The organism is Vibrio sp. L85 (assembly GCF_963871815.1).
GTDB lineage: Bacteria > Pseudomonadota > Gammaproteobacteria > Enterobacterales > Vibrionaceae > Vibrio > Vibrio harveyi.
On the sequence record NZ_CAWMYL010000157.1, the window covers coordinates 1 to 12,598 of the forward strand.

General features: G+C 40.5%; 8 protein-coding genes. All 8 read left to right on the plus strand.

Features of this window, described 5'->3' with window-relative positions; all coding sequences use genetic code 11:
• The first annotated feature begins 237 nt into the window (after window positions 1–237).
• Window positions 238–1,677, plus strand: a complete 1,440-nt coding sequence (locus AACR11_RS15530) for a hypothetical protein (protein WP_053410896.1) — start codon at window positions 238–240, stop codon at window positions 1,675–1,677.
• Between the two features lie 1,010 nt (window positions 1,678–2,687).
• Window positions 2,688–4,367: a hypothetical protein gene (locus tag AACR11_RS15535; protein ID WP_053410897.1), complete on the plus strand. Its 1,680-nt coding sequence runs from the start codon at window positions 2,688–2,690 to the stop codon at window positions 4,365–4,367.
• Between the two features lie 78 nt (window positions 4,368–4,445).
• Entirely contained in the window at window positions 4,446–4,862 is a 417-nt protein-coding gene (locus tag AACR11_RS15540) for a hypothetical protein (protein WP_339367388.1), read from the plus strand.
• Between the two features lie 3 nt (window positions 4,863–4,865).
• Window positions 4,866–5,387: a FlhC family transcriptional regulator gene (locus tag AACR11_RS15545; protein WP_053410899.1), complete on the plus strand. Its 522-nt coding sequence runs from the start codon at window positions 4,866–4,868 to the stop codon at window positions 5,385–5,387.
• Between the two features lie 37 nt (window positions 5,388–5,424).
• Window positions 5,425–5,700: a conjugal transfer protein TraF gene (gene traF / locus AACR11_RS15550; protein WP_053410900.1), complete on the plus strand. Its 276-nt coding sequence runs from the start codon at window positions 5,425–5,427 to the stop codon at window positions 5,698–5,700.
• Between the two features lie 123 nt (window positions 5,701–5,823).
• Complete coding sequence (gene traF / locus AACR11_RS15555) at window positions 5,824–6,864, plus strand: conjugal transfer protein TraF (protein WP_053410901.1); 1,041 nt, start codon at window positions 5,824–5,826, stop codon at window positions 6,862–6,864.
• Entirely contained in the window at window positions 6,864–8,288 is a 1,425-nt protein-coding gene (locus AACR11_RS15560) for a conjugal transfer protein TraH (protein WP_053410902.1), read from the plus strand. Before traF (AACR11_RS15555) ends, AACR11_RS15560 begins: the two co-directional genes overlap by 1 nt.
• Before the next feature lie 2 nt (window positions 8,289–8,290).
• Window positions 8,291–12,598: conjugal transfer protein TraG N-terminal domain-containing protein (locus tag AACR11_RS15565; RefSeq protein WP_139374611.1), on the plus strand; the 4,308-nt coding region annotated here is incomplete at its 3' end.

A 12,598-nucleotide genomic window follows, 5' to 3' on the forward strand; every position in this document is an offset into this window, starting at 1 on the left:
CACGTGGGAGACATTTCACTCTGAAACGAGTGTGGCAGTACTGCTCAGCGTTAATTTTTTAAAAATTAAAATAGCACCTAACCTATTGATAGATATAGATAAATAGTGCGTTTTGCTAAAGTCTCCCACGTGGGAGACATTTAGGGTAATCCTAACGTCAAATAACGATTTCGGTGTACTGTGGTTATCAAAAACCTGTATAGCCACCTATACAACAAAGCAATAGAGAGCTATCAAATGGCAACAAATAAAACAGACGCATTGGACCTTATACATCTTCATGAAGAAGAAGGTTTAAGCGCTCCACTAGTGAAATTTGAAGATGCTGAGCTCCAGCTAAAAGTAAACCGCTTCCTACCCTCGGTAGGTGTAGCTCCTAAAAAAAGAGAAATGGTCAATGCCATTTTCGATATTTGCGAGCGCTCAAAAGAATCAATAACATCTCTTAGTAAGGTTTCAGACTCATTTGGTTTATCAGTCAATACTATAAGAAGCTATCTAAAGGAATTAGAAAAGTTAGGAGTAGTTGAAACTGTCACCTGTACAACTGATCCAATAAATAGACGTAGAGGTATGCTTTACGTATTTAAGCAACCGAACTTATCAGCTGTATTCGAGAAATTGGTAGAAGAAGACAGTAAACAGAATGACACGCGTCCAATAGTACAAATTGAAGATGTAGATTTAATAAACCAACATGAGCTGACAGATATAGCATTTTGCGACCTAATAACAACTGTACTATTTGGTGCTTTACGTTTTAACCGCAAGGGAAATGCAACTAAAATTGAATCACATGTTTTGTGGGGACCAGAGCGAGTTGCTGTAGAAACACGTTCCGGTAAGGGTGAAAGAATAGCGTTACTATTCGATTTAAAATACTACATAGGAACAATAACTGTCCTTGAAAACATAATTAAAGAAAGAATTAAAAATGATGAGTTAGTTACAGAAACCTATAATATACCTCTAAATGCAATTTTGAACTCATTGAGGCTACCCAAGACCGGAGGCCATAAAAACTCAGCACTAACAGCAATAAGGAGGTTGTCTGGTACAACATTCCATATTCGACAGCTACCAAAATGGTTTCTTCATCGATATGGGATGACAAGCAACTCTGCTTTGCACCTAAACATGCTGACATTAAGAGTCGAAGGAGAGTCCAGTGAAGCACCAGGATCAATTGTGCTGCAATTACAATTCCCACCAGAAACTATTGCTCAAATAAAAAGACAAATAGACGGAAACACCGAGGCAATACATGAATTGACCCGAGTGTATTCAAATGCACTAACCACATCGAATAGTCTGGTGTTTGGATTTAATTTATGGACATCAAACTATTTCAGTGAAAAAGGCATGGCAATAATAGATTGGCTGGAACTTAAAGACCGAACAGCACCACAATTATCAATCACGGAATTTAAGAAAAGCTTTAGCGAGATACTAAAAAATCATGCGATTAAAGCGTCAGTAAAAGAGTATGACCAGAGTCTTGATAGAGAAGTTGAAGTTATCGATGTAGAGTACGAACCCATCTATAACAATCAGGGGATAGCATTGAAAGAGACATCTTGCATAAGTGGAATAAGGGTGTCACTTGAAGATGGCCAGTTCGTGTTACTGCCAGAAATAGATACTTCATCATTAATACTGAAAAATCTGTACCTTTAAACGATTCATAATAATAGATAAACGAGGTTGGCCTTAATGCCAACCTTTTTTATGAAAACAATAAAATTACTAATTATTAGAGCGAAGAAACGGTAGTGTTTTGTAATAAAAATCAAATGTTACGTCGTCACTTACCAGCGAAACTTTTAGAGAGCATCAACGGTACAAAAAGTATTATCGAATACTGTTTCTAGGGATAAAAACTCTAAACCATAACAATAATAGGATAGGGGAGGGGAATCTGATAATTAGTGTATATAAATCAACAGATTTCAGAATGAGATCTAAATCACTACAATATCAGCCCAGTACGATTCCATACTTTTAAAAATTTTACGGATTCACTACGCATTTAAAGGCCAATAAAGTGAATTAAAATAAATAAATTGAACCTAAATCGGGAAAGATGATTTTAATAAATAGTCTTTAGAAAAGAATTTTTCTTTTTAATCAACAACTTATTAAAACATTAAAAAATCAAGCATCCTTTTATGGCTAAAAATTACGCGCATTCATGAAAAAAGAGTAAACGTGAAAACTTGAAAATAACAAAAAAACGATCAAAAACGGTATTGAAAGTTCAAAACGGTACTGAAAGTTCGGATCGGTATTGAAAGTTTGATAATTGATCAAGGAAATATGGGGAGATCTAGCCGTTTTCATTAAATCTATCGTATAAACAATAGGTTACAGCACGATCCATTATGATCAGTAGATCGTTGATCTATTGACAAGATCAACTTAAAATCTAATAAGTTCGTAGATTCAAAAACATAACTGCAATTATGTGTTTCTACAACTGAAACCATAACGATGGTAAAAAAAAAGCTGAAAGCCCTGCAAGGCTAACAGCTTCATTACAACATTAAATATTGTGATGGATAAAGACTGCAATCTCTATCCTTCAAGCATCCAATTAAGTTTGGAGGACGCCCTTCACCCCTAATTATACTAGCTATCATAATTAGGTCAATGTCCCCAACTATGGATGCACTCAAAAAGAGTGTCTTATGGCAGGGACTAAACACGCCTTTTTAAAGGCTATAGAGAAAACATACCCATTAACATTTGTTGATGACGAACGCGATCTACATACAGAAGAGTTGGCATTAACTAAAGCTCAACTTGTGGAGATCTTAACCCATCACCAAAAAGCTACAGATAAATCTGTTCCTGCATACATTCCAGGAACATTTAACTCACCAAAAACTAAAGCGATAGAAGAAGTGAGACAACTTTCACTTCTCGTTTATGATGTAGATTGTAAAACAACCACTTACACTTTAAGCCAACTCGAAAGTAAGCTTGAAGGATATGCTCATATAATCCATTCAACATACAGTGCTACCTATGAAGCACCAAGATGGAGGGTAATCCTATTTCCATCAAATCCAATACAACCAGAAGATTTTCATAAGGTATACGTTGAAACAGCTAAACGCTTTAACATTGAAATTGATCAAACTTGTACTAATGCTAATAGGCTTTTCTACCTACCATCAGTAAATGTACTAAATGACTTTGTATTCTCTACATTCAATGACGGTAAAGATATAGCAATTAAAGAACCTAAAATAAAAACTAAAAAGAAAGTGAACAGAGGATACGTTTCCTTAAGTTCAGTAAGTGAATGTTCGAAAGATAGATTACCTTGCCAGTTCGGAAAAGCCTCTAGTAATGGCTCTGCAAATGGTTTTGTAGTACCACCAGCTCTTAAGGCGCCATTTACTAAGGAGCAGTTCGATGAATTACTCTCGCATCCGGGAACATGGCTTCGCGCAGCAGAGTATATGGGTCTTCCGGTAGAGGGTATTGGTTCCAAATCAAACTATTCCAAATCATTTTCGTCTGTAATTCCGGGTGTAGAAGATAGAAAACCAAGTTGCAGCCTTGGCCTTCTTTCAGATACAACAAGGCTTGTATATTTTGCTTTCAATGAAGTTCATGAGACCACTTTAAGCTCAGGCCCTGTTAAGTTCGATTTGGCGCATATCTTTGCAATGATGAAGTGTGGTCGTCGGATACCTCAGACAGAGTTTAAATCTGGTATGCACAAAGCTTGGTTAACTCGATTATTGATAGATTCAGGGCTGATTATCCCTCAACCAGTTACAGATTTACCTGAGTTGCCAACTGATGCTAAGTCAGCTGAAAGATTGTATGTTGGTTTTAAAGAGCTATTACAATGTAAACGAGCTTTCATCGATCAGATTGATGACCCAACTGCATTCAGCTTAACCTTTGCGTGCTATTGGTGTGGTATAGGCAACCGAAATACAGCTAAAAAGTATACTCAAATGCTATTAGAACACGGTGTATTACGATTTGTAGACAAAATCACATTGCCTCGTGGTGGTTCAATACCAGTATTGTTACCAGCAGGGAAAACTACCAATGTATATCAAATGCGTAAGAGAAATTCTCATAAGAAGTCGGTCGAAGCAGAGGTCGCTAAGCGTGTACCTACTGCGAACACTGTTCGTTCTACAAATACGGAGAGATTGCCATCTGAGCAAAATTCTTGTGAGGTTGTTACCTATGCAAATCGCCGGGAAATAGGGAATTATGCAAGGATCGATAAGCTTCATGACGATTATATTTTCGCAGATCAATCAGATGTTAATTGGATAGAAACAGATCCTGCGCTTAATAAAATTCACGAAACACCACGTAATTTAGGATACGGCTAACCCTTTCAATACTCATTGTATATAACCAACAGGGAAAATTGTTGAACGAACGAGCAAACAGACATATCATACTACTACATGTTTAATGATTTGCGTTTTAAAGGCTGCCGTTCAATGGAAATTGGAATACTAGACAATAACAGTTATCGCTCGATTCAGGATTCACAGACCGCATATATCATGTCAATGCGAGATTTAGCGCGTGTTGACCCTATCAGTGTGGCAGCATTGTTTAAGATTTCCACGGCAGAAGCACGTAGATTAGCAGAAACGTCAACATATGATCTGCAGGTCGCTTTACATTCTTGCCCTCCAATCTTGACGATTAAAGGCCAGGATACTTTACGCGGCGCAAGTCCAATGACAGCTCTTCTTGATTCGTTAGAATCTAATACTGACGAGTTTCACAACACGGCTGCACACATCAACGCTTATAGTGGACCCGTTAATACTTCTGGTTTGACTACCACTCCGTTGAAAAAGGCGAGAGGGTAGTTTGTGAGTAGTGCTGCATCGAAGCGTAGAACCCAAAGTTGGGAACCAGATATTTATTACGAAAAACAGCAACTCTCTTACCAAATGGCAAGACTCGGTGCTAATACTCGTGTACTGAAAAAATTCTTTGTTGTTGATAAACGACTAGAGAAATCGATTAACAAAGAGCTAGGGAAGTTTCGTAAGGGTTCTGGATGGATGACTACTCATGTTGTTCACCGAGTTCATGCAAACATTGTATATCGTAATTACTGCAATGCAGTACCTGATAATTCAGACTTTCATCGTCCACCTACGCCAACTGAATTGCTGTCTTTAGCGCGTACATATTTGGTTGTGTATAACAATCAGTATATGGATATTAATAGAATTTATCATATTTTCGAGTACTTGAAGGATGGTACTTTCACAAGAAAAGTCTGCAACAAATGTGGGATAGATTATATCTTTCACTCAGAAAGAAACTACAATCTATGCCCGTTCTGTGAAAAGGACTCTACCTTGTATAGTAAAGGTAAGCGTTAGTCATCAGTAATTCTTTTAAATAATCCCATTGGTAAATATGATTAACAAATTTACAACTCCAATCCTGTTGGCAATTGCACTATGTTCATGTTCTACAATTGAAACTGAACAACAGATAACGGTTGATTCTCCAAGCGATCTAGAACTGCCATCTGTTTTTACAGAAGCTTGGTTTAAAGATAACCTACCAATCCTTCGTGAAAGAGCTATAGATGATCCAACGGAAGCAAACGTTAGAAAATATTTTATCGCTCAAAAAGCTATGCTTGATATGGCTGAAAAGAAAGCTAACTCTACGACTTACCCTCAGTAATATACCTATTCCTACCCAGCGCTTTTAGCGCTACCACGCTATCAAAATCATATCGATTAAGTGTGCCTACTAAGACCCACTTAATCGACACGCAATCTATTCCAATCCTGCAATATTCATTGCATGAAAAAACATATCTTATCTTTGGCTGTGGCTGTCTGCCTGACGACGGCTTATACGTCGAATGCATTTGCTAATAGCGATACATCTGACTCCTTCTATAACCGTAAAAGTGAAGGTTGGTTTTGGTATGAGCCTGAACCGGAACCTGAGCAAGAAATAAAGGTAGAACCTAAGAAAGAACCAGTAAAAGCACCTGAAACAAAACAAGAAGCTAAGCCAAAGAAAGAAGCAACTGAAAACAACGAAGTAGTTGTCAATGTTGCATGGCTTAGAGAGAACTTACCTAAATTACGCGATTCAGCGATCGATAATCCAACCTATGAAAACGTTAGGCGGTATTTCTATGCCCAGCGAATCATGATGGATAAAAGTTCGAAATTTGCCTCTGTCGCACAACAAGTATCAAAGTTTGAAGTGCCTTTGGATGAAACTTTGCGTCGACCAGAGAACCAAGTTGCCCTAGTAGACCAAAAAATTGCGGCTAAACAAAATCGAAGTGATTTGATCAAACAGTTAGCAGATAAGGTCGGGTTCTTCTTTTTCTTCTCTTCTACATGTACTTACTGCATGAAAGAAGCACCTATGCTCAAACGTCTGCAGATGGAAACAGGTATAGACATACTTGCGATCTCACTTGACGGCCGACCGCTGCCTAATAACGAATTTCCAGATTACGTAACTGACCCAGGCACATTAAAACAGAAACTCCAGGTCATGGTTACACCCACAATTTACCTCGTTACGAAAGATGGCAGTGAATTCCATAACTTGGCCGTTGGACTTACCGCGCCAGATGAATTGATGCGTCGAACCATCATGTTAGCAAGCAAAGAAGGGTGGATTACCGGCGAACAATATGATGCGACACAAGACGTTCGTGAAATCCTCTTGGATGACGCAACTAAGAGCCAGTTAACAGTCGACCCAGACAAAGTGTTCAGTGACCCAGATTACCTAGCGAACAAGCTACGCGCCAAATTCCAAAAGCAATATGACCAAACGAAGGACATCCAGAATATTAATCAGGACGTGACACCGTGATGAATAGTAAGAAAAGACTGTTATTAGCATCGACAGCATTAAGCTTTTCTATGCTAATGCCTAGCCAAACCTTGGCTGGTGACCCCTTAAAAGAAATATTCGGGATGATGACCACTGCAACCGGTTCTCAAGTGTATGAATCACAGAAACGCAACGGTGTAGCCTTCGGTACGTTTAGTGCTAGATTTTCTATGTATCAGCCAAAAGTTATTAATTTTCAAGCGCCTAGCATGAATGCCGGGTGTGGTGGAATTGATTTTTTTGCGGGTTCAATATCGCTGATCAAGAAGGAGGAACTTGTTCAAATGGGCCGTTCGATAGCTGCTGGTGCGGCTGTCTATGCATTTAACTTGGCAGTTGAATCCATATGTCCATCATGTGCTCAAGGTATGGCTTGGATTCAAGATAAGCTTGATGACTTTAATGACTTAGTAAGTATGAGTTGTCAGGATACTGTGGATGCATTGAGTGAAGCGAAAGTTGGCCAAGGTTTGGCAAAGTCTCTTACTGATACTGTAAACAAAGATGGTTGGCAAGAACGATTAGGTTCATATGCTGAAACAAAAGTTGACGCCATGAGTAGTTGGGGTGACTTTTTCTCTGAACGTTCAGAAGATGGAGACGCTAAATCTGTCAAAGTACCAGGCCTTAAAGGGAATATCGTTTGGGATGCACTGGGTGCTGCAAAAGTTGATCAATGGAGTTTTGCTACAGGCTGGGAAAAAGACGATATTCAAGAACTGATTATGTCGTTAATTGGTACAAAGGTCATTACCGTTGGTGATGGTGATGAACTTGAAACCACTCCATACGCAAAAACAGTTTCTGCAGAGGACCTTCTTTATAACAAAGAAGGTGAAAAGATTGAATTACTTAGATGTGATACTAGTGAAACTAAAATCGATAACCGTCTCCCTTGTACGAAAATTAAATCAGGTTCAGCAGCAAAAGTAGAGTGGGAAGGGATTTATCCAAGAGCTCTTAAACTGTTAAACGGTGACGGTTCAGAAGTAGGCATCCGTAAACGCATTCTAACCAAACAAAACCTGACAAGTGAGCAGCAGAAGTTTGTAGAAAATGCTGATGTTCCGATGATGACATGGTTATTTATGACGGGTAAAGATGATGGTGCTCAAGAAGCGATAGCCAATCTAGTAGCTTATCGTGTAGCGGAAAAGTCGTTACAAGATTTGATGTACCAATTACAAGAAATCCTCAAAAAAGCGGAATTGAGTGCTACTTCTGACGCTAAAGCAACCCAGAACTTAATAGATTTCTTGAAAGGAAGGATGATCGAATTCCAATCTCAGATTGATGACATCCAGACGAAAAAACGCGATGAAATAAAATCAGCTAATGATCTAATGAATACTTATAAAACTTTAGCTGAGGCAGTTAAAGCAATGGCAGCGAGTGGAGTGTAGGGATGTCAGGTTTTGTAATTTATTCTATGGGTGACCCTAGCTTCATGCGACTTGCGCTTCTTGGGTTATCCCATGCTTTCGAGCAAGGCGCTATTTCGATTGCAAAAATTGGTTTGATGCTCGGATTACTTTCTGTTTTTTGGAACGGTATTTGGAACCCTGGAAAAATCGAATTCAAGCAGTTTTTTATCGGTTTCTTCCTAGTTCTGATCCTTTTCGGAAAATCCGTACCTGTCACGCTCATTCATGCCGATGGTGGTGCTGATGCAATGCCTGATATTCCAGTTGGTATTGCACTAGGTGGAACACTTGCAACTACGTTCGGATATACGATGGCCAATAGTTTGCGAGAGTTCTACCACACAACTTATGTACCCGGAAGCGCGGCAACCGGTAGTTATCGTGCAATGATAGGAGTTGACAGCGATGAACCAAGTTCAGTCCCAGTGGCTGGTAACGGCTTAGAGCCATTACGTGAATTGATGAAAATGCGATTCACAGGCGACATCGATGAATTTAAGGCTAATCAAGCATACAGTGCTACTGCTGTTATAGCTTCGGGTAGTACAGCAACTGACCTTTCTGAATCAGTTCAAGGTTATATGAAAAATTGCGTGCTAAAAGACCTTTATTTGAAAAATGGTTCACAAGAAATTAACGAACAAGCGATGTCGACTTACCCATTCTCATGGGATGCAATGAAAGTTACTTATAATGGATGGACTACCGAAGTTAACGTTGATGCCGGTCAAGGCTGGAAAATAATGGGTTGTGGAGATGCTTATACTAAGTTGACTTCTGCGATTGGAACGGATTGGAAGTATGTTGCTGAACATACTGCCTCAATGAGAGGTACTGCAGACGAGGTGCAGTTAAATGAAGGTCAAAGCATGCTATCTGATGTAAACATTGATGCATGGAAAATCAAAGTTAACCAAATTCTTCAGTACCATTGGAAAAAGGCTAAAGCAGGCAGTCCTTGGGCAAGCGAAGCTGAATTAATGGCGAGCCAGGCTGAATTCCAAGCAATAGACCAACGCAGGGTTTCGTCTGCCGTTCAGTATTCCTTATGGTCAGAAATGGCGATCCCGCTTATCACGTACATAGAAGCATTTGTATTTCTGATTGGCCCTATTATGCCTTTTGTAGTCGCTTTTGGCGAAAAAGGTATGGGAATGGTCATCAAGTATTTCTTTCTGTTGATTTGGGTTAATACTTGGCCAATTTTGCAGGTAGGAGTGAATATGTACCTGCAGAATGCAATGAATAATGCATCGTTTAACTCAACTAGTTACGATGCATTCTCGTGGGCAGGTTATAACACAAGTTTTACTGAACTAGAGTCATTCATAGCAATGGGTGCCACATTACAAACAATGGTACCTGCATTGAGTTTAATGCTTCTATACGGTTCGGTTCATACCGCAATCAACTTATCTAACAGTGCATCTAAAGGCGGTGGTAGCGAAGGCTCAGTAGCAACTCCAAAAGCTGTAGGTTCGGCTGATTCAGGTAAGGTTTCAGTTGGTCACAACAGTCAAACCTATGATTACAGTACAGGGAGTGTTGTTAGTTCATATAATGGTTCAAATTCTGCCCCAATAGGTATGGCTCAAAACAATACGAAAACAGATTTGAATAGTACTTCTACTGAGTCATTAGCACGAGCTCAAGAACTAATGTCTTCTGAGGGCACTAAACTAAATAATGCTCACCAGACAATGTTCAATAACATGACAGTTGGCGGTGAAAATGCAACGGCAGCTCAAACAGAAGCCGCAACCAAGAATGAAGGTATTGCTCGAGCCAACTCTTACGCTAACACTTTAATGAAGACAGGTCAGTTCACAGCGCAAGACGCTAAAACTCTCGGTTTGGCATTGTCAGGTGGTATGGGTGTTAAAGCACAAGCTGAGGCTGCAGCAGCTCTTGGGTTTGGTAAGGATGGTGCGGTAAGTGCAAAATTTGGTGCAGCAGTCAAAGGTGAAATGGGTATTGATGCCAAGTCTAAACTAGACTCAGCAATTAGTAATGTAGCTTCGAAAACTACTCAGTCAGGTGACAACTGGAACTTTGCCAATACTGAAAGTGGTAGCGCGATGCTGTCTAAAGCTGAAACCTTATCGACTTCACGCTCTACTGGGCAAAATGCTGGCTTTGGCGAGTCTGGTTCACAAGCTGTTGAAGCAAGTAAAGCATGGACATCAGCTCAGAAACAAGTGGAGCAGGAATCACGCGTTCAAGCTGCTATAGCAGGAATGTCGTCTGGTATTAGTTATAACTTAGCAGGTGTTACCTCAACTGCATCAAATAATACGAATGATGAAAAATTCGCAGATGGTTCATTGCTAGCTGGTGTAGCACAAAAAACAGCATTAGGTTCAATGGATTCAGAGCAACGCCAAAAATTTGATGACTTTAAGAAGCAAGGAGGCTACGAGCCAGGCTTAAATGGGGATATGAAAGCTCTTAAAGCCTTCTCAAACACAAATGATGGCGCTTCGCTAAAAGGTATGGCTAGTCAGTTCAAGACAACAGACCAATATGCTGCAGAATATGACAAGGCTATTAAGAATGATGTTGGTAGCGATAAATCTCTACAGGCAAGAATGGCTGCGACAGGTCGTTATGCGGATGCAGCTATGAAAGACATCATGAAGAATAGTGGTAGCCAGCGTTACCAAGCTGGCGCCAATTACCTTGATACGTTAAATGAAAATGTCGGCGGCGGTGTAAAACAATGGGCGGCAGCGGCAAATGATATTAGATCAATTGGGGCAGCTGCAGAAGCACCGTTAACAACAAAAGCCCCCCAAACGGCAAAAGAAGCTGGCGGTCCAACTCAACGATCTGTCGTGGCTGCTAATCAACAAGGTCGCGCTGGTGCGGTCGCTGCAGTTGCAAGTCAGCAGGCCGTAATTGCAACAACAACCCCATCTCAGACCCATGAAGAAAATAAGAATGCGGTTCAGAAAACGGTTGCAGCTGATCCAACTAAGAAAGACGAAGCAGACCAAGTTCTTAAGAAGGCTGATGACAGAACAGGTGCTGCCCAAAAAGAGGTGCCAAAACTTGTTCAGCCTCTAACGGATGGCAATGTACAAGCAGGTCAAGTTGTAGGAGCTGCGGCACCAAGCGTTGGGAGTTTTGCAAAAAGTGCGAATGAACTTATGTATGGAACTAAGCAGGAGCAAGCAACTAAAAGGTTGGCCGCTAATGAAGGTGTGAGTAATGATATTGCAGCAAAAATTACTGGTCAGGATTCTAAAACTCAACATTCTGATTTGGTTGAGAGCGTGTCTAATGGATTGCGATCTGATGCTACCGACCAAGAAAGGAAAGAAGCATTAGGGACATTAGCTGCGGCTAAAGGCGCAGAAACTGAAATTGCTCGACTACGTGCAACCGGTGATAAAGAAGATGCTGCTCTTGCTGACACAATGCAACGTAATGTCAACTCCGTGAACACAGCTATGGAACGCGTATCTGGCATTGATAAAGATGTCTTATCGGGACTAGCTAACAAAGTTAATAGCGGTGAGCTGTCATTGTCTCAGGCAAACGCCGGCCTTCAAATGGCTACGAATGATAAGTATGACCCGATAAAGGCTGCGGAGGGTAGCTTCAATGTTAATACTGGTGGAATGCAGGGTGCTAACCAGTATGGCCACAAGGTACAGGAAGCAGCATTCGACCGGTTGCAGAACGATATTGCTGGTGGTCGAGCAATCATGAGCGAGATGGAGAATAAAGGGCAGACCGCTACAATTGACTATCAACTTTTAAGCTCTAGAGTTGAACAGGCTGAACAGTTCATGGAGTCGAAAAAGGATGAACATACTGCATCCGTTGCGACCAGTGCATACCGTGATGGTATTAATGGCAGCGACAACTATAACGAGTTAAGCAAAGTCGGGAATCAAGTTATTTCTGACGCCATTAGTGGCAAAGATGTTTCTGCATTGAACAAGGCTAACATCGATACTGCAATGTCCGGTTCAGAACAAAAAAATGGTTTTATGGGCTTTGGCACTGGTGAGACAACAAGCGTTGAGCAGATGAAGCAGTATGAGCAAATGCGAGGCGGTTTAGTTAATGCTGCAGAGGCGCTTAAGGCGACTCCAGGTATGGAAGATGCAGGCGCACGTCTTGAGAGTGCAATTCAAAAGCTAGATACTAAAACTGGGTTTGATGCACGTAACTCTACGCAAGGCCAAGGTACAGATACCAAGCCGAACTCGAACGGTGATAACGCACCTGTTGGTAACGGTGACCAAGGCGTGACAACACCTGCTAATGCTGGTAATGCC

What these genes read in the sequence shown, in the direction of transcription:
- AACR11_RS15530 (WP_053410896.1), top strand. Translation starts at nt 238, where the DNA reads ATGGCAACAAATAAAACAGACGCATTGGACCTTATACATCTTCATGAA.
- AACR11_RS15535 (WP_053410897.1), top strand. Translation starts at nt 2,688, where the DNA reads ATGGCAGGGACTAAACACGCCTTTTTAAAGGCTATAGAGAAAACATAC.
- AACR11_RS15540 (WP_339367388.1), top strand. Translation starts at nt 4,446, where the DNA reads ATGTTTAATGATTTGCGTTTTAAAGGCTGCCGTTCAATGGAAATTGGA.
- traF (WP_053410900.1), top strand. Translation starts at nt 5,425, where the DNA reads ATGATTAACAAATTTACAACTCCAATCCTGTTGGCAATTGCACTATGT.
- traF (WP_053410901.1), top strand. Translation starts at nt 5,824, where the DNA reads ATGAAAAAACATATCTTATCTTTGGCTGTGGCTGTCTGCCTGACGACG.
- AACR11_RS15560 (WP_053410902.1), top strand. Translation starts at nt 6,864, where the DNA reads ATGAATAGTAAGAAAAGACTGTTATTAGCATCGACAGCATTAAGCTTT.